The sequence below is a fragment of the Porphyromonas pogonae genome, from assembly GCF_036320655.1.
Taxonomy (GTDB): Bacteria; Bacteroidota; Bacteroidia; order Bacteroidales; family Porphyromonadaceae; genus Porphyromonas; species Porphyromonas pogonae.
In genome coordinates, this window is record NZ_CP143258.1 from 126,019 (window position 1) to 150,361 (window position 24,343).

19 protein-coding genes are annotated in these 24,343 nt (G+C 42.4%); 7 read left to right on the forward strand and 12 right to left on the reverse strand.

The window, feature by feature from the left end; genetic code table 11:
• Positions 1-27: 27 nt before the first annotated feature.
• The 6 genes from VYJ22_RS00515 to dnaA all read right to left on the reverse strand — a co-directional run bounded on the left by VYJ22_RS00515 (position 28) and on the right by dnaA (position 6,824).
• The gene (locus VYJ22_RS00515) at positions 28-1,254 is read right to left on the reverse strand and encodes a spondin domain-containing protein (RefSeq protein WP_329904394.1); all 1,227 of its coding nucleotides are present in this window, start codon (positions 1,252-1,254) and stop codon (positions 28-30) included.
• A 43-nt stretch (positions 1,255-1,297) separates the two neighbouring features.
• On the reverse strand, positions 1,298-2,392 hold the full coding sequence (gene msrB, locus VYJ22_RS00520) for a peptide-methionine (R)-S-oxide reductase MsrB (protein WP_407989078.1): 1,095 nt from the start codon (positions 2,390-2,392) through the stop codon (positions 1,298-1,300).
• 13 nt (positions 2,393-2,405) lie between these two features.
• Positions 2,406-2,870: a DUF417 family protein gene (locus VYJ22_RS00525; protein ID WP_329904395.1), complete on the reverse strand. Its 465-nt coding sequence runs from the start codon at positions 2,868-2,870 to the stop codon at positions 2,406-2,408.
• Between the two features lie 1,297 nt (positions 2,871-4,167).
• Entirely contained in the window at positions 4,168-4,617 is a 450-nt protein-coding gene (locus tag VYJ22_RS00530; protein WP_329904397.1) for a hypothetical protein, read from the reverse strand.
• A 53-nt stretch (positions 4,618-4,670) separates the two neighbouring features.
• A complete protein-coding gene (locus VYJ22_RS00535) occupies positions 4,671-5,270 on the reverse strand; it encodes an IMPACT family protein (protein ID WP_329904398.1) in 600 nt (199 codons plus the stop codon).
• 147 nt (positions 5,271-5,417) lie between these two features.
• Positions 5,418-6,824, reverse strand: a complete 1,407-nt coding sequence (dnaA, locus tag VYJ22_RS00540) for a chromosomal replication initiator protein DnaA (RefSeq protein WP_329904400.1) — start codon at positions 6,822-6,824, stop codon at positions 5,418-5,420.
• Between the two features lie 921 nt (positions 6,825-7,745).
• Between dnaA and VYJ22_RS00545 the strand changes: the two genes are divergently transcribed.
• Together VYJ22_RS00545 and VYJ22_RS00550 are read left to right on the forward strand one after the other, a co-directional pair.
• Positions 7,746-8,654: an IS982 family transposase gene (locus VYJ22_RS00545; protein WP_329904402.1), complete on the forward strand. Its 909-nt coding sequence runs from the start codon at positions 7,746-7,748 to the stop codon at positions 8,652-8,654.
• A gap of 508 nt (positions 8,655-9,162) precedes the next feature.
• Positions 9,163-10,827, forward strand: coding sequence for a sialidase family protein (locus VYJ22_RS00550; RefSeq protein WP_329904403.1), 1,665 nt, complete (start codon positions 9,163-9,165; stop codon positions 10,825-10,827).
• A 105-nt stretch (positions 10,828-10,932) separates the two neighbouring features.
• Here the strand turns inward: VYJ22_RS00550 and groL are convergent, their stop codons facing one another.
• The 4 genes from groL to VYJ22_RS00570 form a co-directional block, all read right to left on the reverse strand.
• On the reverse strand, positions 10,933-12,570 hold the full coding sequence (groL, locus tag VYJ22_RS00555) for a chaperonin GroEL (protein ID WP_329904404.1): 1,638 nt from the start codon (positions 12,568-12,570) through the stop codon (positions 10,933-10,935).
• Between the two features lie 98 nt (positions 12,571-12,668).
• Positions 12,669-12,938, reverse strand: a complete 270-nt coding sequence (locus tag VYJ22_RS00560) for a co-chaperone GroES (RefSeq protein WP_329904405.1) — start codon at positions 12,936-12,938, stop codon at positions 12,669-12,671.
• A 102-nt stretch (positions 12,939-13,040) separates the two neighbouring features.
• Positions 13,041-14,120, reverse strand: a complete 1,080-nt coding sequence (locus VYJ22_RS00565) for an endonuclease/exonuclease/phosphatase family protein (RefSeq protein WP_329904406.1) — start codon at positions 14,118-14,120, stop codon at positions 13,041-13,043.
• Between the two features lie 29 nt (positions 14,121-14,149).
• On the reverse strand, positions 14,150-14,359 hold the full coding sequence (locus VYJ22_RS00570; RefSeq protein WP_329904407.1) for a zinc ribbon domain-containing protein: 210 nt from the start codon (positions 14,357-14,359) through the stop codon (positions 14,150-14,152).
• Between the two features lie 107 nt (positions 14,360-14,466).
• On the opposite strand from VYJ22_RS00570, the gene VYJ22_RS00575 reads away from it, so the two are divergent.
• Together VYJ22_RS00575 and VYJ22_RS00580 are read left to right on the forward strand one after the other, a co-directional pair.
• Positions 14,467-15,018, forward strand: a complete 552-nt coding sequence (locus tag VYJ22_RS00575; RefSeq protein ID WP_329904408.1) for a sugar O-acetyltransferase — start codon at positions 14,467-14,469, stop codon at positions 15,016-15,018.
• Between the two features lie 648 nt (positions 15,019-15,666).
• Positions 15,667-17,355, forward strand: a complete 1,689-nt coding sequence (locus VYJ22_RS00580) for a hypothetical protein (protein WP_329904409.1) — start codon at positions 15,667-15,669, stop codon at positions 17,353-17,355.
• A gap of 126 nt (positions 17,356-17,481) precedes the next feature.
• Here VYJ22_RS00580 and mnmD read toward each other — a convergent pair whose 3' ends face one another.
• Positions 17,482-18,177: a tRNA (5-methylaminomethyl-2-thiouridine)(34)-methyltransferase MnmD gene (gene mnmD, locus VYJ22_RS00585; protein WP_329904410.1), complete on the reverse strand. Its 696-nt coding sequence runs from the start codon at positions 18,175-18,177 to the stop codon at positions 17,482-17,484.
• Between the two features lie 17 nt (positions 18,178-18,194).
• Positions 18,195-18,731, reverse strand: a complete 537-nt coding sequence (locus tag VYJ22_RS00590) for an RNA methyltransferase (protein ID WP_329905625.1) — start codon at positions 18,729-18,731, stop codon at positions 18,195-18,197.
• Between the two features lie 134 nt (positions 18,732-18,865).
• Between VYJ22_RS00590 and VYJ22_RS00595 the strand changes: the two genes are divergently transcribed.
• The 3 genes from VYJ22_RS00595 (at position 18,866) to VYJ22_RS00605 (ending at position 23,845) form a co-directional block, all read left to right on the forward strand.
• Positions 18,866-21,136: a cation:proton antiporter gene (locus VYJ22_RS00595; protein ID WP_329904411.1), complete on the forward strand. Its 2,271-nt coding sequence runs from the start codon at positions 18,866-18,868 to the stop codon at positions 21,134-21,136.
• 36 nt (positions 21,137-21,172) lie between these two features.
• Positions 21,173-23,191 (forward strand): alpha-amylase family glycosyl hydrolase, encoded by a 2,019-nt coding sequence (locus tag VYJ22_RS00600; protein ID WP_407989085.1) that lies wholly within the window; start codon positions 21,173-21,175, stop codon positions 23,189-23,191.
• 435 nt (positions 23,192-23,626) lie between these two features.
• The gene (locus tag VYJ22_RS00605; protein ID WP_329904413.1) at positions 23,627-23,845 is read left to right on the forward strand and encodes a hypothetical protein; all 219 of its coding nucleotides are present in this window, start codon (positions 23,627-23,629) and stop codon (positions 23,843-23,845) included.
• The last annotated feature ends 498 nt before the right edge of the window (positions 23,846-24,343 follow it).

Consider the following 24,343-nt stretch of genomic DNA (forward strand, 5'->3'; position numbering starts at 1 on the left):
GATCAATACAATTCCAAATATAATATTTTATTTGAGAATAACTCTCAATACCTTATCCGTAGCTAGTACAGGGAACATCTTACCTACCTCTATGATGTTTTTGTCTTCTTTGATGGGCTTGCCTCCGAAGAGTGCTTGGGCATTGCCCGCACCGGGATACTGATCTACAGCCGTACCATCGTCGAAGAGAGCAGTCATGGCCGTAACATCGCCTTTGAGGCCGGCAGCAATCATACTATTATTGGCATAAAACCAGTCGTTGGAGTAGCCAAACATCGTAGCGTAAGCGATGTGATCACCTTCTGCAAAGTCGTACATTACATGAGCCTTCTGTCCCGGCCCTATAGGAGCATTGCCGGCAATATACACCTTCTTTACCTGCGGCATCTTTTCCAAAGCAGATTTGAGCGCAGTAGCATCGTCTTTCTGTGCCAAACTGGAAAGGCCCATACCGGCATCTTTCTTTCCTACTACAAACAAAGGATTCACATTGCCGGTATAAATAACCACGATGGCTGGAGATATACCTGTGATGATACCGGTATTATCGGCAATCTTCTTGACGAGAGGCATATTATTGCCCATCTCTGCTATAGCTGTAATCTCGGGATTGGATTTTGCCCCGGCTTTGTAAAATGGCATATCATTGAGTAGTTTGCCACCCAGCACATTCGATACCGCCCATACACCGGGAGAGAAAGGAGTCTCGTGCGACGTACCCCGCGAGGTATTGGTGATGGTGAGAGTAAACTCGGAAGTAGTGGCATTGTAATCGAGCATGAGCCGCATGAGTTTGGAAGCATCTACACCGGGTACTTGCATTACGTTATTATTCTCAGCTGCACCCGTTTCATTATTTTTAGAGCCATTATCCCACAACTTTATTTGATTAGAAACGTCACCTGTCATGGGCATTCCTTTATCGTCGTAAAGATTGAGTCCTGGATTTTCCGGAGCGAAGAACCAGTCTTTGGATTTGCCATACATAGTGGCAAACATGAGTGCCTGCCCTTTACCGGCGTTGAACTTAAAGCTTATGCTCGACCCAGGCAATACTACTGGCATATTTACACCGGGACCACCCACACCCTTGAACGAACCACTCTGTACAAAATCTTTAGGCTTCACCACATTTTCAAATGAGATCATGGAGGATTTGTGCTCGGGCATAGCCTTGTCATCACCTTTATTACAGGAGACCATAGCTATAGAAGCCAATGCAAACAGTGTTGCTACTAATCGGGACTTTTTCATACTCGTTGCTGTTTTATTTGTAAAAATGTTGTTGATATCATTGTTATTTCTTTTCCAGGAGTGGTAGGTAATCTCCATACCCTGCTGCTTTCATTTTGTCTTTAGGAATAAACTTGAGCGAAGCACTATTGATGCAGTAGCGTAGTCCCCCCTTCTCTTTGGGTCCATCGGTAAAGACATGTCCCAGATGAGCATTGCCGGTCTTGCTACGCACCTCGGTACGCTGCATTCCGTATGAGAGATCTCGTTTATCAACAATGAGGCTCTTATCTATAGGTTTAGAGAAACTGGGCCAGCCACAACCCGACTCAAACTTATCGGTAGAGATAAAGAGTGGTTCGCCAGTGGTGATATCCACATAGATACCCGCTCTTTTTTCGTTCCAGTATTCATTTTGGAAAGCTCGCTCGGTAGCATTGTGCTGCGTCACGGCATACTGCTCGGCGGAGAGACGAGCCTTGAGTGTGGCATCGTCCGGCCTTGTATATTGTGCTTGCGGTTCGGGCCTGGATTTCTTGGCTCTACTGGCGTTGGCTTTTCTGGCAAAGTCAAACAAGTCCGGGCTGATATGGCAATAACCTTGGGGGTGCTTGTCGAGATAATCCTGATGGTATGCCTCTGCTACATAGAAGTGAGTGAGAGGTTCTACCTGCACCACTACCGGCCGGGTATATTGCTTGGACAATGCTGCTACAGCCGTGCGTATTACAGGCTCATCTGCCTTATCGGTATAGTATATGCCTGTACGGTACTGCTCGCCACGGTCATTGCCTTGCTTATTTACACTTGTAGGATCTGTAGTCTTGAAGTATAGCTCTACCAATAACTCCAACGATACAATATCGGGATCATAGGTCACCTTTACCGTTTCGGCAAAGCCGGTATTACCACGGGATACTTGTTCGTAGGTAGGTTTTTTGAGGTTTTTATCGCCATTGGAATAGCCTACCTCCGTAGCCTCCACACCGTGTATCTGTTTCATAAAATGCTCCGTACCCCAGAAGCATCCTCCTGCAAAATAGATTTCTTTCATCGTTTTCATATTCGGTTGGGCAGCTTGTTGTGCTGTCATTGTTTTTTGTGATACCAGCCATACTCCCCCCAGGAGTATAGCCAGAGAAGCTATTATATGTTTCATATCTCTTATATTATTATTGAAGTGAATAAGGCGAAGGTCGCATATACATCAATCCCAGCCCCAGCATAGGCAGATCTTTGAGAATAAAGAAGTCTGTGACGGTTACTCCATCTACCACTCTCCACACACCGGGTGTAGTGAAAAGAAAACTCAGCGTGAGCAAAAAGGTACTTGTTACACAGAGAGCAGCGTAAGGACGTAGTGCATCGTACATAAGGCTCAGTAGCAAGAACAAGCCTGTAATGATCTCTATAATGCCAAAGAGGTTTGATACCTGCTGCACGGTCAAGAAGTGATATAGCCACGACATCAGGAAGTGATTTTCTACAAGTGGCTTGATGGCGGCAGCCTCAGTGGGCGTAAACTTGAAGATACCTATCCATATCATGATCATGACTATTCCCAATGCTGCGATATAATACCCTATGCGTGCCAGCAAAGGAGAAGGTGTGGTGAGGATTCTTACAATTGATTTCATTGTTATGTACTGCTTATTTCATTATTGAACTTCTTTTATAAGCTTAGTCTGCGTTTTCATGAAATCCTGACAACTCAACAGATATTTTTTTTTGAACATCTCCTTTAATGCCACTTCTGTGATACTACTTTTAAATATTTTATCAGTAATAGTGAAACAAGTTCATGGTATAGTATGAGACTATTTTATTTTGATAAAAATTTATTCCACAATATTTAAAACAGGTCATCAATCTTAGTGATAGCAAATAAATTAGCCCCGTAAATAAACATTCATACCCTGTGATATATATTTTTGTACATTGTATTTTTAATACCAATCATTTCGTTCTGTGCATAGGAAATCAGGAGCAACATTGTGATACTATTTGTGCCACATATCTTATTTTACACCACCCAATAATACCATATAGAGCACCAAATCCAAACAACAAAACCACAGCATATAGACGCAAAACACATCAATATGGCAGAAAAAAAACACTAAATCACAAACAATATGAAAAGCATAATATCTGCAACTCAGCGGTATTTTACGCTGAGAGTCTGGATAATGAGGATAATTTATGGAGAATGTAGCGTGGTAAAATCTTTTTAGTTATCATACGCCAACACTTTAGTTAGAACACAAAAACATTTTAGTTAAAACACGCCAACGCTTTAACTAAAACACGAAAACATTTTAGTTAAACAAGAGGCCTGTTTTAGTTATAATATGATTGTGTATCAGCTGTAGTAAAGCGATTTAATAGGGATAAAATAATAGATCCGCAAGCAGACTCCAAGAGTCTCCTTGCGGATCTATTATCCGTATTTGTTTTAATGGATCTTACAATCTGACAATTTGATATTTTCGACTCTTCAATCCTATTCTGACATTTTGTAAATCGGAGGAGTGATATCTTTGCACACGCATATCCTCGAGATAAGAGTTTATCCGTATTCGATGTAATAGGTGATGTGACTCAATCCTTATATTCATGCAGTCCCGGGTGTGTTTAAGTTTGTTCGTTTATAATTGAGCAACAAGCATCTTTGCAGAGATTGTACCGAGACAAAGATACAACACTATACCCCCCTTTGTCAAGAGGTAGAAACAAATTTATCAATAATTATTATTTGCTTTCGGGAACGCCCTTTAGATAGCTAAAAGCTTGAAAGGCTTGAGTCCATGGAGCCATAAGACTAATGGAGCATCATTGCCGTTTTTTCGGATAGCACTCCTACAAAAACAAGAATCCCCTGCACCGACTGAAACGCCTAGCAGGGGACTGTATGGGGCGAGAATAAATATCTGATCAGCGTAGATCAAAAGCAAATTTATCCTTGAAAGTTTCACCTGACCCAAGAGTCATGTCCAAATCCTGGATATTACGATTGATAATTCTACCCGTTTCTGAATCTTTAACAATTAGAACCATTTTACCTGCAAATCTCTTTCCGATTATACTGAAAAGATATCCTTTGAGCTGAGGCTTGATATTGGGGTCACACTTTTTAAACTCAACTTTCCAAGGGAGCTCCATACCGATAGCAGGGAAATCAACTTTTTTCCCATTATTATCAATGTAGAAGCCATCTTTCATTCTAAACTCATAATCCGTCTTATCTTTGTCTACTGTGACTTCATAGGTAATATCAATAGCTTTGGGAGGTTTGATATCATCGTTCTTACCACAACTTATGAGCGCAGGGATGAGAGCGACCAAAGCAAATAATGCGATCAAAAATCTATTATTCTTTTTCATTTTTTTTAGTGTTGATTTGTTTTTTATTCTTTGCGATTATCATCTATGTGTTTCTACTCCTCAAGAGCAATACCATAAATACTTTCAAGTTTATTCCTTATCGGAACTTCATTGTCCATCCTTACCGATAGCTTGATTCGGCAATTTTCTCTAAAATCTTGCTCCGTGATCTTGGCATCAAAATCTTTGACAATCCTCATGACTTCCCCGAGCAATTCGTATGCAAAGTTAACAATAATTTCAGAATTTACAATTTTTTCTATCACATTGACAATTTCCAAAGCGGAAATAGTAGCATTGCGATAAGCAACGATGAGCCCGCCCGTACCCAACTTGACACCACCAAAGTAGCGTACCACCAATACCATGATGTCCGTGAGGTCATAGGATAGTAACTGCCCATATATAGGTTTGCCGGCTGTGCCTGAGGGTTCGCCATCGTCATTGAATCTATAGAGTTCGCCTTGCGACCCCAGGCGATATGCCCAGCATATGTGTCGGGCATCATAGAACTTCTTGCGATATATGCTCAAGATCTCCATGGCTTGCTCCACAGATGTGACCGGCAGAGCAAAACTGATAAACTTGCTCCGCTTGTCTGTGAATAGGCCTTCGGAAGGGGTTTCTATGGTGCGGTAAGTATCTTGTGACATACTACGAAGATAAAAATAAAAAATGCCACCTGAAAGAGCAGGTGACATTCGTTGTTTGTTCTCTGTAAAGTATGAAAGAGGATATGTTACAGAGATAAAATAAGTATTGACTGTTTTATAGGCTTCTTTTTTGACCTTTGTAATTATTTACGAAGCGGACAACATCTCCTCTACACGCTCTATAGTAGCACGGAAAGCATTGTCCTGCTCCATACGTGTGGCTACAGAGTTGCAACCGTGTAGTACTGTGGCATGATTGCGCCTACCCAGCATCTCACCTATGGCAACAAGTGAGTGAGAAGTGTGTTTTTTGGCAAGATACATGACAGCTTGACGAGCGGCCACTACGTCCTGCCTGCGGGTTTTATCTTTCATCTGGTCTATCTCAATATGAAAGACCTTGCTGATTACACTTTGGATACCTTCTATGGTGATCTCATGCTTCTCCATAGAAACGGATTGGCTCACAATATCGCGAGTAAAGTCGAGATCAATTTTTCTTTTGGTGATAAGGGCATAGGTAAGCAAAGAGCTCAGAGTGCCTTCGAGTTCACGTACATTATTTTGTACATTACTAGCTATAAACTCCATGACTTCGTCACCCAAACGAATGCCACTCTCCGCCACTTTTTCCTGGAGTATCTTACGCCTGAGGTCGATATCGGGTCGTGCCAGAGAAAGGGTCACTGAGCCTTTGATGCGACTGATAAGCCTGTCTTCCATACCGCTCAGATCCACAGGTGGCTTGTCGGAGGTGAGTACTATTTGTTTGTTGAGCAAGTACAAATGGTTAAACACTTCAAAAAAGGCCTGCTGCGTTTTGGTCTTGCCTATCAATCCCTGAATATCATCAATGATCAAGAGATCAATTTGCTGATAGAAATTGATAAAGTCCGTTCTCTCATGAAAACGGGAAGCAGTCACATATTGAGCTTCGAATTGCTGGCTGGAAACATAGAGTACACGCATTTCCGGATGCTGAGCTTTGACCCTAAGACCTATAGCTTGGCAGAGATGGGTCTTACCTACACCGCTGGGACCATAAAGAAAGAAAGGGTTGAGGGGCGATTGGCCGGGCTTGGCCGCTACAGCTTCTGCCACAGCTCTGGCTACGTGGTTGCAGTCACTCTCATAGAATGTCTCAAAGCTAAGCTTGTCATTGAGGAAAGAATTGAACTCGTTCTTCCGGGCAAGCGGATCATTGAGCACATTGCCCGAAGCAAGCGGTGCAGGTGCTTTGGATGTGGAGCTGGACGCTACTGTCATGGTAGCATCTTCTCTTTTGGGAGCTTTGCTGTCTACAAGGATGTCAAAGTAGAGTGAGGCACCGGGACCAATATGTTGAGCCAATACATGGCTGATCTCACGAGGGAAATGCGTTTCCAAATATTCGCCAAAATAGGGAGAAGGGACTTCCAATGTCAATTTCTGCTGCTCTATAGAGATCGGGACTATGGGAAGGAACCATGTCTCGAACGCTTTGGATTCAACCAAAGAGCGTAGGGTCTTGAGGCACTCTTGCCAGAGGCCGTGAACATCGGTGCTGTTAGACATAAACTTGAGAACGTATTTTTCGTTAATCTATACTACAAAGATTGTCATTAAGATTGAAATAAAAAAGCCTCATTTTCTCTTGTTTTTTTAAAATAAAATGTATTGGTTTTGTTATCAATATGTTACGAAACAAAGTTACCAACACCTAACAGAATAGTCGTAATAAACTACAAAAGAATCAATTACACCAACAACATCAGCACATATCGAAAGTTATCAACAACGCACCTTTATTTCGTAACAGGCGTTGAGATAAGGCGTTAGAAATTGGAGTTAGAAAAGTTTTGCATAGCATCGTTATTTACACAAAATATAAATAAGCAGGGCATCGAAAACACAAAACAAAAATAAAATTTTCTTGTCTCTAATGCCATAAAAGTGACATTACCAATAGGGGGAGTATCAAATTATATAGGCAAGACTTTTGAGCAAGACAATTGTGGGTAAAGTGAAATATTAGTCGAGAAATCTTCATCTGTAAAATGCATTGACTTTAATATCAATTTCTCTGCAAACATTCCCACCTTAAGCTCAAGAAACCGACGCTAAAGAAAAATTAAGAGAGACTCCATAAATTCATTTTTAATGTATTGATTTGCGACGCAAAACTCAGATAAGAAATATAAAGGAAGAGCAATGCTGTTTGGCTCTTTAATATTACGATTTTTTCTGTCTTAGTGCGAGATAAGAAGTATATAAGCAAGGGGCGGGGAACAATTTTACGCCATTAAGCTGAGGGAGAAAATAATTACAATTACATAATAAAACGTGAGTTCGATATAAGGGATAATAGGAATAATAGAGTTTACAAGGTGTTGTAAATCAGTGTAATTTCTTATGTGTTTCATTGCAAAAGTGGTGAATTATTTGTATCTTAGTAGTTGATAATCAATAAGATATAAACAAACAAAACACCACTTTATGAAAAAAAATATAGTTGAAATTTTCTGTCTTACCGATGATTTTTCCAAACTTTTCGATACCTTGATTCAGCAAAGAACCCTTTGCGAAGGAAACAAAAAGCGAAGAAATCGCAAGTTTAGGATGTCCGATGCTGAAATCATGACTATTCTGATTCTTTTCCATCATTCGAGGTATCGCGATTTTAAGTCCTTTTATCTTCAATATATTACGCAACAATGTCATTCGGATTTTCCTTCGTTGGTCTCTTACAATCGTTTTGTGGAATTACAAAGCAAGGTGGCATTCAAACTAATTTCATTTCTCAATATGTGTTGTCTGGGCGAATGCACCGGTATCTCATTCATTGATTCCACACCTTTACGCACCTGCCATATCAAGCGGGCACACGGGCATAAGACCATGAAAGGATGGGCCCAAAAGGGCAAATGCAGTATGGGATGGTTCTATGGTTTCAAACTACATATTGTGATTAACGACCGGGGGGAAATCATTCAATATCAAATCACACCGGGGAATACGGATGACCGTGCTCCACTTAAAGGCGGAACCTTCACGAAGAAACTATTCGGCAAACTTGTTGCCGACAGAGGATACATCTCACAAAGTCTTTTCGATAAGCTCTTCATTGACGACATACACATGATTACGAAGATAAAGAAAAACATGAAAAACACTCTGATGAGCCTGTATGATAGGATATTACTCAGAAAAAGAGCACTTGTGGAAACCGTTAATGATCTACTCAAAAACGTTTGTCAAATAGAGCATACACGACATAGAAGCGTCAATAATTTCGCCATTAATTTGATTGCCGGCATAATTGCCTACAATCTGCTACCCAAAAAGCCGGAATTAAACCTAGAAATCATACACAATCCATCAACCCACTTAGTACACCACGCTTAGACCGAACTCACGTTAATAAACAATAATGAAAAAGCTATTAGTAGCACCTCCACACAATTGGGCTACAACTTCCTGGTTATGGGAGTGGCTTATTGCTTTTGACCAAATGCTCAAATTCACAAAAATTGCTCTCAAGATGATGTAAGTCGTGGGACAAACACGACGGCTAAAATCATATAAACTAACCATGGCAACCCCGTGTAAGAGGGAGCGTTGGATGATACAATAAAAAATGGAAGCCCACTCAGAGCTTCCATTTTTTGTGTATTTACTATAGTGACTATACCCATGGTATGTTTTGGCTTTAGTTGGATAAAATACCTATCTTTGTAAATATTGGAAAGTAAATTATTTAATATAAATAGAAGTTAACATCCTTTAACGGCCTTTTATAACTTCATCCTTATTTTTACTTCCACCCTTTCTTTTGTACAGGTTGTCTATTATTTCAAAATAAGAAAATAACCTATTACTACGTTATTGAAAAAAGAAATCAAACAACAATAAAATGACTTACTTAGGTAGAGCTTTTAAAACACTTTTATTTTCTACGTTATGTATATCGGCCACTATGGTGGCGGGTGCACAGACACGTTCGACAGCGAAGCCCGTTCCCAACAAAACAAATCTTGACAGCATTGCTTCGCATGCCACTAATGCAAGCCTTATCGGTAGAGGATCTAATCAGCCCATCAGTGTGTACATCCCCTATTTCGACAAAGCCGATAAAGCTGGAGGCATCAAAGAATTTACATTCGATCTCACAGGATCCACAGACCCCAAAGACATTGTATCGGCAAGGCTTTATCTCTCTGACATCAACGACAGATACAGCCCTACTCATCCTTTGCAACTGATAGGTGAAGGTGCTCCCGAAGGAGATAAGCTGGCTATCAAAGGCAATAAAGGGCCTATAAGATGGACCCCTAATAAGTGCGTGTGGCTGGTGTATACGATTGCCGACAATGCCAAAGAAGGTAATATAGTACAAACAAAACCGGTGAAACTGCAAATGGACAATTGTGATTCATTTGATTTTGTCTCCACACCGCCCACAAGCTATGAAATAGTTTTGCAAAGAACCCTATTGTGGTCACCGGGAGACAAAGGTGCAGCAAGTTATAGAATACCGGGCATTGTGACGTGTGCCGATGGCTCTTTGGTTGTAAGCGCAGACCGTCGCAAAAACAACTCTGCGGATCTGCCCAATGACATTGACGTAGAAGTAAAGCGGAGTTTTGATGGTGGCAAAACATGGTCACAACCGATTACGGTAGCCAAAGGCTCACCTTCTTACGGATATGGGGATGCGGCTATAGCTGTAAATGGTAATACAATCACCATGATGTTTATCGGAGGAAAAACAGGGCTATGGGGGTCAACACCGGAAAACAGACTCAATATATATGTTTCGCAGAGTTTCAACAGCGGGCGTTCATGGTCGGCTCCCAGAAAGATAAGCGATCCTTTGTACAAAAAAGGCAAATGGCCGGGAGGATTTATAGGTTCGGGAAGAGGCATTGTGACCTCCAAAGGTGTGATCATATTTGTGGGTGCTTTCCGCACATCTGCCGAATGGGGCGGTAAAATGGCTAATGTACTCGTTTACTCTGAAGATGGGGGTAAGACATGGAAGACTTCTAACCCGTTACGATTCAACGGAGACGAGTCCAAAGTGGTAGAACTTGCTGATGGCAGACTACTAGTATCGAGTCGCAACAGGGATAAAAACCCCAATAACCGTAGCTATGCTATTACATCAAACTTAGGGATGACATGGACACAACTGGCTCAATGGCCTGAGATAAACGGTAATAATTGCAACGCCTCTATTCTACGATATTCATTGATCAAGGAAGGAGCAAAAAAAGATCGTCTACTGCACACCCTGCCTGCTAATGAAGAAAGAACTAATCTAACTTTGTTCCTTAGTACGGATGAAGGTAAAACTTGGCCTGTAAAGAAAGTAATCTGCAAAGGGGAAGCTGCGTACAGTGAACTCACTGTAATGCCTGACGGAACTATCGGGATTATCTCTGAAGAAGATGATCATCCCGCATATGATATTTACTTCACACGAGTATCGCTGGAGTGGCTTACAAATGGTAAAGACACTACTGACAAACCCTCTGCAAATATGCTCAAAGGAGTGCCCTTCCCCAAAAGAAGATAACAAAATATCAAATAAAAAATAACCCTCTGCAGCTTCCTGCAGAGGGTTATTTTTTATATAGAGCATTAGTTTACAACAATGCTCTCCTATTTATTCTTTTATAGACTACATCATACCGCCCATGCCCATACCTGGGTTCATAGGAGGCATGGCTGGAGCACCTTCTTCTTTCTTGTCTGCTACTACACACTCTGTGGTCAAGAACATTCCTGCTATGGAAGCAGCATTCTCAAGAGCCACACGTGTAACCTTAGCAGGATCAATAACTCCGGAAGCATACAGATGCTCGAACTTATCAGTACGTGCATTGTATCCAAAGTCAGCTTCACCTTCTTTCACTCGTTGTACGATCACAGCTCCTTCTTTACCTGAGTTAGCTACAATCTGACGAAGAGGCTCTTCAATAGCTCTCTTTACAATATCAATACCCGTGCTTTCGTCTTCGTTTTCGCCTTTGAGGTTATCCAACGCAGCTATAGCACGAATATAAGCAGTGCCACCACCGGGTACTGTACCTTCTTCAACAGCAGCACGAGTTGCGCTTAAAGCATCTTCAACGCGATCCTTCTTCTCTTTCATTTCCACTTCGCTGGCAGCACCTACATAGAGTACAGCCACACCGCCGGCAAGCTTTGCCAAACGCTCTTGAAGTTTTTCTCTGTCATAGTCAGACGTAGTGCTTTCCATCTGAGCTTTGATTTGAGCTACACGATCGGCAATTTTACCTTTCTCCCCGGCTCCATTCACGATGGTTGTGTTGTCTTTGTCCACAGTTACTTTCTCTGCGGTACCCAACATATCCATTGTCACAGCATCAAGCTTAAGGCCTACCTCTTCGCTGATCACCGTACCCCCGGTAAGAGTAGCAATATCTTCAAGCATAGCTTTTCTACGATCGCCAAATCCAGGAGCTTTCACAGCACAAATCTTGAGGCTACCTCTCAGTCTGTTCACGACCAAGGTAGTCAATGCTTCGCTATCAATATCTTCAGCGATGATAAGTAAAGGACGTCCTGACTGTACAGTTTGTTCGAGGATGGGGAGTACTTCTTTGAGAACAGATATCTTCTTGTCGTAGATAAGAATATAAGGATTCTCGAGCTGAGCTTCCATCTTATCTGTATTGGTTACAAAGTAGGGAGAGATATATCCTCTGTCAAACTGCATACCTTCTACAATATCTACAGTCGTTTCGGTACCTTTGGCTTCCTCAACGGTGATTACACCTTCCTTTTTCACCTTGCGCATAGCTTCAGCGATAAGAGCTCCAATGTTTTCATCACCATTAGCAGAAATCTTAGCTACATGCTCAATCTTGCCGAAATCATCACCGATCTCTTGTGCCTGTGCTTTGATATCAGCCACTACAGTCTCCACAGCCTTGTCGATACCTCTCTTGAGATCCATAGGATTAGCACCGGCAGTAACGTTTTTGAGACCTACACTGATGATACTTTGAGCCAATATGGTGGCAGTAGTAGTACCATCACCGGCATCATCATTGGTTTTGCTTGCCACTTCTTTTACGAGTTGTGCTCCCATGTTTTGATAAGGACACTCGAGTTCGATTTCTTTCGCAACCGATACCCCATCTTTAGTAATGTGTGGAGCACCGTAAGTTTTGCTCAAAATCACATTACGTCCTTTAGGCCCTAAAGTTACTTTTACGGCATTTGCCAGTTCATCCACGCCCTTTTTTAGCAGGTCGCGGGCCTCCATGTTAAACTTAATTTCTTTAGCCATTATAATTAGTTGTTTGTTTCAATATGCTGATAATCCACATTCATGTCCTATGCGGAATATGGCATTATCGTTAAAAATTTAAGATAAGATAGATGTAATTAAATAATAGCGAGGATATCGCTTTGGCGCATGATGAGATATTTCTCACCATCCAATTCCAGTTCGGTACCTGCATATTTACCATATAGTACCTCATCACCGGGTTTTACTACCATTTCTTCGTCTTTAGTACCGTTGCCAATAGCCAATACTTCGCCTTTGAGAGGTTTTTCTTTTGCTGAGTCCGGAATAATGATACCGCTGATAGTTTTCTCTTCAGCCGGAGCCGGCTTTACGAGCACACGGTCTGCCAATGGTTTAATGTTCATAATCTTATTTTTGTTAGTTATTAAATTAATATTTAACATTAAAAATGCTTCTATTCTCTTTAGATACAACGTGTGTGCCAAAGTGATGCAAGTGACAAGATGTCACTGCAACACAAAATCCGCTATTACAGGTAAGTGATCGCTATACCCTCCTTGGTAATAAGTCCCCAAATAGGTGCGGTAGGGTTGCATCTGCCCCACATTATCTGCGGGCTTTACCAGTCGCGGTATATATACTGTACGTGCAGTACCTCTCTTATATACAAGAGGAGCATCTTTGAGGATGAGTGACTGTGATATAATGATTTGATCCAGCTGTGTCCAACGGCCTTTGTAAACATAGCTGCCGGGAGGGTTCAATGATGCATGCTTACCGAAGAGATTGTAAAGCTGAGGAGGGAACTCTATATCACTTGCCTCTCGATGTGGCAATAGCAAACCTGCTCTTAGCTCCAGTGTAGTAGCAGCTTCTTCCGGCTCACCGTTGAAGTCTCCCATAATGATTACTCGGACACTACGATCCACTCCTGCCAAGCTGTCACACTTCTCTCTGATCAGCCCTGTAGCATCACGTCTGAAGAATGACGTTTTTCGGGCTCCTTCGCGACGAGACGGCAAATGACAAACCATAGCATGAAGAGTGGCTCCATTCTCCAATTGTCCCTGAACATGCAATACATTTCTCGATACTTTGTCCGGAGAATCCGAAAATTCCACTTGGTACTCATAGCTTGTGATCAGTTTGAATTTGTCCGGGAGATAAAGTAAAGCCACATCTACACCACGTCTATCAGGACTATGTGTCATGATGTACTTATACCCCACACGTCCCAGAGGGGTATAGGAGAGAAGAGCCTGCAGAGCTTCGTCATTTTCAACCTCCACAAGTCCCACCAATGCAGGCCAACCCCACTGCCCCACACTCGAGATCACCTCTGCTATAGCATGAAGCTTACGCCTATACTTACTCTCTGTCCAGTGCATAGAGCCCTCAGGGGTAAAGTCAGTATCATCTTTACCTTCGTCATGGGCACAGTCAAACAAGTTTTCCACATTGTAGCTCATTACTCTGAAAACACTATAGTCTTTTCCCTGAGCCAAAGCTGTACGACTATCAACAAAAGCAGCACTCATAAATATGATAAGCAATATGATTTTTTCTATGTAAGATATTATTTTCATGGAAGTCAACGGTGGGTAATATCGGTCTATTATATATCTTCAGCTACTTTGTTATCTTCCACCGGGTGCAAGACACCTCGGGAATAGCAGTAGATGCAATAGCGATTGTCTACTTCCCCATGGGCATCCGTGCCATACAAAGCAGGATTTTCCATCATAATACCGCATAGCGAGCAATAAGGACACAAAGGCATAATAAACTTAGTTTGGACATTGTATATATCACAAATATAATTCATATTATTCTATGATAAATTCTTCCTCTCTCTATTTTATTAATAGAATAAGGCTGTAAACCTCGCTGAAACGGTTTATTTTTGTTACAAACAATAACTCCACTTTGAGCATGACTGAAAAAGAAAAAAAAGCGCAAGGCCAATGGTATCACCCCATGGACAAAGAAGTATTTGCCGAGATCATGCATGCAAAAAAATTATTACACGACTTCAATAGCCTTGCTCCCGACCAATACGATTATGTTCATGAAATTCTCGTATCATTGCTGGGAGGCATAGGCGAAGGCTCCAATATACTCTCTCCTTTTATCTGTGATTACGGATACAATATAAGACTGGGGCAACGTGTTTTTATCAATCACAATGCTATCTTTTTGGACTCTGCACCCATTATTATCGGCGATGATGTGCTTATAGCCCCGGGAGTGCACCTCTATACTGTGGGACATCCGCTTGATGCTGATCTTAGAAAATCAGGAGTAGAGCGAGGCAGACCCATTATCATCGGCAACAATGTATGGATAGGAGGCAATGTCACGGTAGTGCCGGGGATTACTATAGGAGACAACGCTGTGATAGGGGCAGGCAGTGTGGTTACAAAGGATGTACCGGGCAATACCCTTTGGGCAGGTAATCCGGCAAAAAAGATACGAGATATATAAGTCTTCATCTGTATATCTTGGTTCTAAACATCGGGTTATAATCATCCCGATTTATACACTTATTGATAAAATTTATTGTAAAAAAGCATTCTAAACTTGTATAATCAGAATTCTTATCATACTTTTGTGCACAGAATGATTGTTTTTGTGCAATCCGTTTAATGCGCATTAAATGAATAACAATTAAAATTATTCTTTTTTCAGACTCTTCTGATACGGAGATTACGTGTTTTGGCAATAGAGTAATCTTTGTGATTGAAAGGATTTCCCCCAAAAAGGCGATACACCCTTTGGATTAAAGACAGAGTTTTGATTTAATCAAGGTTGCTCTACGAGAGCACGGACATACTTATTTATCGATTGAGAAAAAATCCCAACCATTGTCAGTTATGTCCACCTTTATTACCCTCTTGATATATCATCTATAGAGAGATGATGTTTGTTTTAGCTTCGTTTCTATGAATTTGTAGCTCTAATTCATTCATTGAAAAGCAAGAAACTTTTCAATGTGAGGATCAACCATTAATCAAAACCTACAATATTCCATTAAAACATTACAGCTACAAGCTATAATTTTTAATGACTTCCGATGATGCAAATTCGGAATCGAAGCAAATTATTGTTATTCGTTTAAATTTTTGTTGAATTATGAACAGAAGAATAAAACTTTTACTGGTAGCAACAGTGTCACTCTTTGCTTTAGGCTCATGTAGCAAAGACATCTCTGACAAGGTTTTGCACCAAACACCTCGCAGCTTTGCATCTGTGGAGATTCTTACTCTTTCCGGCAACTCCTCTCAATGGGTATCGGGCAACCAAGTGCATGCAAACGGCAAATCTTACAATGAGATGTTACCCATGCTCGATAGTGTAAACTTAATTTACACCGCACTTGACAAAGCTACGTCTGAGGACAATCTGAAGTTTCTTGCAAAAGCTTATACCGATCGTAGAAGTTTACTCATCAATGTTACAGACAAAGACGGACAAAATAAAGTAAAGGAAGTCACAGGTATCAACTTGGGAGAGGGACTTTATTTCTTTAGCCATGACAAAGACGATTCTTATCAGGTCAATGTATATCAGCCGCATGACATCACATCAGATGTAAAACCCAGAAGTGCTACAAGTATACCTATGACCTACTTAGAAGGAGGGTATGAAAACATAGTTAAGGAGTACAAAACCCCTGAAGCTATTGATTCTGCCAAGAAAGCAGGTTACACACAAGCCCAACTTGATAGTTTGGAAAAGGTAAACTCTCAAACAAGATGGAGTGAAATAAAAGACAAACTCACTCAACATCTCAACACACCCAAAGTAATCTACGGCAATAATAGCAACCATGCCATGGACTTGAACATGAGCATAAAAACCCAAATCGATCGTGATCTGGCGGAAAGCAAAACTATTGGCAAAGTAGGGCTCAAAGCGGGTCGTGGAGATCTTAAAGTACCAAGTATCAAATTTGTGGCATTCTATTATGTAGATTATAACAACAAATTAGTATCAGGTACTCCTGCCTCCAACCTGTCCAACGCTCGTTTTGTAGTGCAGGTTACTTGGGTAGCACGATTACTCAAAGTGCAGAAATACGGCAACGACAATGTTATCGAGTTTTACAACGAAGGTCCCGGTACGCTGGCCAATCTGGCACAAGACTACTCAGAAGGCAACTGGTTCAGCTGGGTAAACAACAAGGTCTTGAATGTACCTTCCGGCATCACATATTACATCGAACCCATATCTCCGTCAAGCGGAGCACAAGTAAGACTATCGGCATATGCACCCAAGACTATCCCCCCCAAGACAAAAACGGTTACAGACAAAACCAGTTTTAATCTCGGAGTCAGTTCAACCGGTGTATTTTCTACAGGAATCAATATAGGACGTGAAATCAAGTATACTCAGCAGAATGCAGATACCAAAACTGTTGTGAGCCCCGTATCAAATGCTGTAACATGGACCCACGATTATGACAGATTTGCATACCCCAATGTCCAACGCGAAGCATCCTTCTTCAGAGAGGCCACGGTAGGTTTTGCCCACCCTTATGGCTACAATGGTATGACTCCTTTGCAGGAACTTCCTGATATATTCCTAAAACATTGGACTCTGGAGCATACAGCAATCTATGAAGTGAACAAAGATCTTCAAAATGTGAAGATAAAGACCGGTATCAAATTCGATTTGTCCAATCTTACTGCTCCTTACAGGGGTCTATTCTGGCAATTGAATTACATCCCCATTATCACATCAGTGAATATCAGTACCGAAAAATTTGATCTTAATAAAGTAATGGAGATCGATTGGTCCAAGATCCCTGATTTAGAATAACTACCCTTTACTGTTTTTATATACTGTTTAGTGATTTGTGAGAAGTGTGTCTGCCTGCACGCAGACCACGATGAAAGCCCCGACACTCCACTGGAGAGCCGGGGCTTTTATTATGGTTATTACAACTCATACAATAGGTTTCACTGCTCGCAATATCTCCCGTTTGCCGGGAGGTCCCGCAAGCCTTTCCACTATAAACCCAGCTCGCCCGAGGCGCCTGCGCACCTCTCCTTTGGCACAATACGTGACCAACACTGCACCTTCAGCACATTTATCATACAATGACCTGAATACGCGCTCTTCCCATAACAACGGTTGGGCTTCGGGTGAAAAAGCATCGAAATATATTAAGTCAATGGGATGTCTAAGGAATAATCCATCCAAGAGATCTCCTTTTAACTTATGTAACGTGAAGTTAGCCGTTAAAGCAACGTCCTTATCCCACTCAGCCACATGAAGCTTGTTTAATAATGGGTCAGCATCGGGCATACCATTTACCTCGTATGACAAGCGGTTATATACATCGGGAAGAAGGGGATATTTTTCTATAGAATAGTATCGTATGGAGGTGTGTCTTATCTCGGATTCGTGGATTGTAAGCAGAGCATTGAGCCCGGTACCGAAACCGACTTCAAATATTGTAAGAGGGCTATGCCGATCCTGAGGCAATGTTGCAATTCGATAGTCCAACCCCGACTGCATAAAGATGTGCCTGCTCTCCTGCATGGCTCCATGGGTAGAATGGTAATGCTCGCCCACTCCGGCATGATAAATCGTAACACTACCGTCTTCTGTAGAAACAATCTCGGACTTAGTAATCATCTCTCTTTGGCCTAATACTACAAATCTTCAAAAAAAGGATGTGACAAATGCCACATAGTTATGCCTGCCGCCACACTTACATTGAGAGAGTGTTTAGTACCGTATTGGGGTATTTCTATACAGCCGTCGCAGAGGTCTATCACGCTTTGCCGTACACCTTTCACTTCATTGCCGAGTACCAAAGCATATTGCAGAGAAGTATCTACCTGGAAGGTTTCCAATGAAATGCTATCTGTGGCTTGTTCCAAAGCATATACTCTGACACCGGCGCTTTTGAGCTCAGTCACGGCTTCTTCTGCAGAGGCACGGTAGCACCACGTCATACTCTCTTCCGCGCCCAAGGCTGTCTTATGGATATCCGGATGCGGTGGGCAAGCCGTAATACCACACAACATCACTTGATCAATACGAAAAGCATCGGCTGTACGGAATACGGCTCCCACATTGTTCATACTTCTCACACTATCCAATACTACCGTGATGGGAACCTTGCGTACAGCTCTGAAAGCATCTGTATCCAGTCGCTCTATTTCTATTGTTTTGAGTTTTTTCATCATTTCATGAAGCATCGTTGCGAATGAATCCCAAAAAACATTACACAAACTATTGATTTTGACCACAAATATACTTTAGAAATGGTGAATAATTAGTAAATTTAGCCTCCCTAAGTAAATATTTTCACTATTTGATGAAAGATAACAAGTTCAAGGCTTCTCTATTTTACGTATTGATGCTGGGGATGTTTTCCGCAGCATTATTCTTTGCCCTCAAAGCCGGCACTACGGCTTTTCCGCATCATGGAGGGAGCCAAGCCTCTTCACAGCCCGACTCTCTTACGGGAGCTTTCGGCATCTTTCAGGAAACGGTACAGCACCACGTAGTATCCACTATAGGATTACTGCTGCTTCAGATACTTGTCATACTTATTGCTGCCCGCACTATGGGATGGCTCTTCAGTAAGATGAAGCAACCTGCAGTCATCGGTGAGATCGTGGCAGGCATCCTGCTCGGCCCGTCCTTGCTGGGAGCCGTATTTCCCGAAACATTTGCTTTCCTTTTCCCCAAGGAAAGCCTCCAGAATGTGCAACTTCTCAGCCAGTTCGGGCTTATCCTTTTTATGTTCGCAGTGGGCATGGAGCTACGCATTGGGGATATCAAAGAACGATTTACGAGCAGTGTTATTATCAGTCATGCCGGGATATTCATACCCTTCGCACTCTCGCTTCCTATAAGTTACTATATATATAGTACCGTTTCGGCAGACGGGCACATTCCCTTCGTCCCCTTTGCCTTATTCGTAGGTATCGCCATGAGTATCACCGCGTTTCCCGTATTGGCACGTATCATTCAGGAAAACAATATGTCACGCACCCATCTGGGCAAGCTGGCTCTATCCTCAGCGGCTAACGGTGATATCACAGCATGGCTCATCCTTGCGGGTATCTTGGCCATCACCCAGAGCGGTTCCATGCTAAGCAGCATATACAACCTAGGGTTCTTACTCGTCTATCTGGGCATCATGTTCGGCATCATACGACCTCTGTTCAAGGTAATAGGAAAGGTATTCGACAATACTGAGGTTGTAAGTCACACACTCGTGGGTATTATATTCATCCTCCTACTCCTCTCCTCTTACGTTACGGAGTTGCTCAGCATGCATGCTCTCTTCGGGGCATTTATCCTCGGATTGATCATGCCGGAAGATGTCAACTTCAGGAGGATTATTACCGACAAGGTGGAGGATGTATCCCTTATGCTCTTCCTGCCTTTGTTCTTCGTAGCATCCGGTCTGCAAACCGAGCTCGGACTCATCAATAACATGTACATGTGGCTACTTCTTTTGGCCTTTGTAGCCATAGCCGTAGTAGGCAAAGTAGGCGGGACATTCATCGCAGCCAGAGCATGTGGCGAGCCGGTCAAAGAAAGTCTCTATCTGGGGGCTCTCATGAATACCCGAGGTCTGATGGAGCTTGTAGTACTGGCCATAGGGTTTGAGTTGGGAGTACTGCCCCCCATGGTTTATGCTATATTGGTACTGATGACCATCATCACCACCGTGATGACAGCTCCCCTCATAGATTTCATCAATATCTTCTACAAACGTCGCAAGAAAAAAGAAATTGACACCACCAGCATATACTCTATGGGTCGAGTATTGGTTTCGTTCGGTAGACCTTCATCGGGAGCCCTTCTGCTCAACCTTGCCAACCAATTGCTCCGCCGAGGTAATGTACATCCGGAGATCACCGCCATGCACATTACCCTGGACAAAGAGCTCAACCCCGTATATGCCGATACTTATTACAAGGAAAGTTTCAAGCCGCTGCTCATAGAATCCGAAAAGCTAAACCTTCCTGTAAAAATACATTATGAGGTAGCAGATAATGTAGAGCATACCGTAATGCAGAAATTGGCCGAGGGGGGGTATAATCTCCTACTCGTAGGTGCAGGATTGGGACTCTCCAGCAGAGTAAACGACAAGGAAGCTACCAGCTACCGCAAAAGAATGCGACGCAAACTCGGCAGCTTGCCTGTAGCCACAGCAGAAAGCCTGCTGATGATGCACAGAATGCTCAAGGACAAGATGGACTTCTTCGTCAAGCACTCACCATGCTCCGTAGGTATTCTGGTAGACCGTGACTTTGTCAAGCCCAAAAATATATTGGTATTGATCGACAATGAGAAAGACTGCAGCCTCATGTCCTATGCCAGAGCAATACGCGAGAACAACCACGGTGAAATCAAGGTGCAGCCTTTGGCTACCCAACTCGACATCAAAGACAAAATAAACCCGCAACATGAAACCCTGTTACCTTCGGCTGCTCTTCCTTCCAAGGAACTTCTCGAGGAGTCAACTTTCATGATTGTAAGTTACGACTTATGGAAGAGACTATTTGAAGATTTTTCCGACTCTTTACAGCTCATACCATCAACACTTATCCTCAATTTGAAAATTTAGTATTACCTTTCCATAATATTTGAGACATTTACCTTATTGGTTATTATGAAATTAACAGATAAAGACCCTTGGCTTAAGCCATACGAAGAGAGAATAAGAAGAAGGAATCTTTATACTCAACAGCGAGAGCGCTCATTGACACAAGGCGGTGATATCCTCCTCAGAGACTTTGCAGACGGATATTTGTATTACGGAGCACACAAGAAAACCGACGGTTCATGGGTGATCAGAGATTTCCTGCCGGGAGCTGCTGAAGTGTATCTCATCGGTTCGTTCAACGACTGGCAAGTCATGTCTGTATGGAGCCTTTCCAGAATAGACGACTACGGCAACTGGGAGATAAACATCCTTGGTGATTCTCTGAAACATGGCGATCACTACAAGCTCTTTGTAGTTTGGAGCCACGGATCAGGCCAGAGAATCCCGGCATGGGCCAACAGAGTAGTGCAGGATCCCGATACAGGCATATTCAGTGCTCAAATATGGAATCCGGAAAAGAAATATGCCTTTCAGAACCTGAGGATCGATCATACCGATGAGCCCTTGCTGATCTATGAATGCCACATTGGGATGTCATCAGAAGAAGGGAAAGTCAATACATACAGCGATTTTACTCAGAACATATTGCCCCGAATCAAAGATCTTGGATACAACACCATACAGATTATGGGGATTCAGGAGCATCCTTATTATGCTTCGTTTGGCTACCACGTTTCCAACTTTTTTGCACCGAGCAGTCGCTTTGGTACTCCCGAAGAGCTAAAAGAACTCATCGATACCGCTCACGGCATGGGCATCAGAGTAATCATGGATCTGGTACACTCGCACGCAGTGAAAAACGAAGTGGAAGGTCTGGCAAGATATGACGGCACACGCACCCTTTTCTTCCACGAAGGCCCCCGTGGCGAACACCCGGCATGGGATTCTCTTTGTTTCGACTACGGACGCAACAATGTAGTGCACTTCCTACTCTCGAACTGCAAGTACTGGCTTGAGGAGTTCCAGCTCGACGGTTTCCGCTTCGACGGCGTATCGTCTATGTTATACTACTCTCACGGGTTGGGCGAAACATTCAATAGCTACGCCGATTACTTCAATGGCCACCAGGATGCCGATGCCATGGCTTATCTCACCATAGCCAACAAGCTCATTCACCAACTTCATCCTCAGGCTATCACCATAGCAGAGGAAGTAAGCGGTATGCCGGGCTTGGCAGTCAAGGTTGAGGACGGAGGCTTCGGTTTTGATTATCGCATGGCGATGAATATACCCGACTTCTGGGCAGAAGCTATAGCCAAGCTCCGTGACGAAGACTGGAAACCGGGCGATATCTTCTACCAGATTACCAATAGAAGGGATGATGAGAAGACCATCAGCTATGTAGAGAGCCACGACCAAGCACTGGTAGGAGACAAAACGTTTATCTTCCGCATGATCGACTCCGATATGTACTGGCACATGTCCAAAGAGGACAAAAACATCAGAGTAGATAGCGGTATTGCCAAAAGCAAGATGATGAAACTCATCACAGCTACGACTATCAATGGTGGCTATCTCAACTTTATGGGTAATGAATTCGGACATCCTGAATGGATAGATTTCCCCAGAGCGGGCAATGATTGGTCATATCAGCATGCACGTCGCCAATGGAGCCTTGCCGATAACAAAGACCTCAAATACCATCAGCTGTTGGAGTTTGACAAAGCCATGATCGAATTCATCAATTCCGTCAAGCATTTCGAGAAACTCGATCTCACTGAGCTATATGCCAACAATGATGACCAGGTACTCTGCTACTCCAGAGGTGATATGCTTTTCATCTTCAATTTCAGCCCCGAAAACTCCTATACAGACTATCCCATCCCCGCACCTAAAGGTGAGTATGGAGTACTACTCAATACTGATGACAAAGCATTCGGCGGTTTCGGCCTATCCGATGACAGCATCACGCACCAGACCATGCGCAACGTGGATGAAGACGGTAAAGAAATCGAAGGATACCACTTCAATATCTACATACCCGCAAGAAGTGCGCAGATATTGAAGAGAAAGTAATCTCACAAAATATTCTTTCACATCATCCCTTTTTACGCGAGGGACAAGAGGCTATATCACCAATCGAATCCGATCGATCCATGATATAGCCTCTTTTTTTAAGATTAGGGTCCAAACTCCCTATAGAACTACCATTTTGTCAGAAAAAGAGAGGGGACATTGAATGCAGCTTTTACGCAGTGTGTCACATCAAGACGAGGTCTTGACAAGAGGGTGCATGATGTTGTATCTTTGTCATTGTACAGATTGATGCTTATCCTAAATTGTGCTGACTACTCACGAATTAATCCTAATTGATACCAATACGAGACTGTTGCAAAAGTCAACAGTCTTGTGGATTTTGGAGGCAAAGCCGACAAAAGACTCTTTGACCGGGCAGAGAGGGTAAAGTGCAAGGCACTAAGAGTGAGTGCACAGGGAGTTTACTTCAGGTAAATGACCAAGCGCGAATCTCGCAAGCAACGAAGCAATTGGCCTGCTATGCAACGGTCTCAATACATAAATATGAAGTCCATTAGCTATGATACATTACAAACCTATACAGCGTATAGCTTATCCTCACCCGAATACAGCCGATGCATCATAGCTCCTAAATACCGAAATCCTATACCCCATATTGCATCTATCCGTTCTTCCAAGATAGTTAATCATTAGCTTGTACAGGAGCCTGCATTTTCTTTCAAGACTACCCTCAACACCACTTCCCAAACTTTACAGTCATGTGCTAACAGCTCCAACCGATCATAATAAGTTGGCAGTTTCATGTATAAAGACAACAGACCTATCATAGACCGTCGATCGACTTGTCATATAAGGTCTGTTGACTTATTATGCACGGACGGTTGACCCAGCCTAATAGGATTTTGAACATAACAGCTAATCAAGCCCAGGCAAGTATAAAGACAATGGAATGAAATATATGGCGGGTATATCTTATAATTATTCGCTTTGTAGTCTAAATCCTAACACCCATTTTATTAAGGGGTGTAACTGTGAAGGTTTTATTCCTATAAAAGCCATTTCTTATTTATACTTTGTACAAATAAGCCCTACCTCTTAACTTAAACACGATAAATTTCAACGCTGATATACCTATCCACAATATATTTAGTTTACTTTCAAACAGACCTTTCCAATTATTCTTATACCCAA

What these genes read in the sequence shown, in the direction of transcription:
- VYJ22_RS00515 (WP_329904394.1), bottom strand. Translation starts at nt 1,254, where the DNA reads ATGAAAAAGTCCCGATTAGTAGCAACACTGTTTGCATTGGCTTCTATA.
- msrB (WP_407989078.1), bottom strand. Translation starts at nt 2,392, where the DNA reads ATGAAACATATAATAGCTTCTCTGGCTATACTCCTGGGGGGAGTATGG.
- VYJ22_RS00525 (WP_329904395.1), bottom strand. Translation starts at nt 2,870, where the DNA reads ATGAAATCAATTGTAAGAATCCTCACCACACCTTCTCCTTTGCTGGCA.
- VYJ22_RS00530 (WP_329904397.1), bottom strand. Translation starts at nt 4,617, where the DNA reads ATGAAAAAGAATAATAGATTTTTGATCGCATTATTTGCTTTGGTCGCT.
- VYJ22_RS00535 (WP_329904398.1), bottom strand. Translation starts at nt 5,270, where the DNA reads ATGTCACAAGATACTTACCGCACCATAGAAACCCCTTCCGAAGGCCTA.
- dnaA (WP_329904400.1), bottom strand. Translation starts at nt 6,824, where the DNA reads ATGTCTAACAGCACCGATGTTCACGGCCTCTGGCAAGAGTGCCTCAAG.
- VYJ22_RS00545 (WP_329904402.1), top strand. Translation starts at nt 7,746, where the DNA reads ATGAAAAAAAATATAGTTGAAATTTTCTGTCTTACCGATGATTTTTCC.
- VYJ22_RS00550 (WP_329904403.1), top strand. Translation starts at nt 9,163, where the DNA reads ATGACTTACTTAGGTAGAGCTTTTAAAACACTTTTATTTTCTACGTTA.
- groL (WP_329904404.1), bottom strand. Translation starts at nt 12,570, where the DNA reads ATGGCTAAAGAAATTAAGTTTAACATGGAGGCCCGCGACCTGCTAAAA.
- VYJ22_RS00560 (WP_329904405.1), bottom strand. Translation starts at nt 12,938, where the DNA reads ATGAACATTAAACCATTGGCAGACCGTGTGCTCGTAAAGCCGGCTCCG.
- VYJ22_RS00565 (WP_329904406.1), bottom strand. Translation starts at nt 14,120, where the DNA reads ATGAAAATAATATCTTACATAGAAAAAATCATATTGCTTATCATATTT.
- VYJ22_RS00570 (WP_329904407.1), bottom strand. Translation starts at nt 14,359, where the DNA reads ATGAATTATATTTGTGATATATACAATGTCCAAACTAAGTTTATTATG.
- VYJ22_RS00575 (WP_329904408.1), top strand. Translation starts at nt 14,467, where the DNA reads ATGACTGAAAAAGAAAAAAAAGCGCAAGGCCAATGGTATCACCCCATG.
- VYJ22_RS00580 (WP_329904409.1), top strand. Translation starts at nt 15,667, where the DNA reads ATGAACAGAAGAATAAAACTTTTACTGGTAGCAACAGTGTCACTCTTT.
- mnmD (WP_329904410.1), bottom strand. Translation starts at nt 18,177, where the DNA reads ATGATTACTAAGTCCGAGATTGTTTCTACAGAAGACGGTAGTGTTACG.
- VYJ22_RS00590 (WP_329905625.1), bottom strand. Translation starts at nt 18,731, where the DNA reads ATGAAAAAACTCAAAACAATAGAAATAGAGCGACTGGATACAGATGCT.
- VYJ22_RS00595 (WP_329904411.1), top strand. Translation starts at nt 18,866, where the DNA reads ATGAAAGATAACAAGTTCAAGGCTTCTCTATTTTACGTATTGATGCTG.
- VYJ22_RS00605 (WP_329904413.1), top strand. Translation starts at nt 23,627, where the DNA reads ATGACCAAGCGCGAATCTCGCAAGCAACGAAGCAATTGGCCTGCTATG.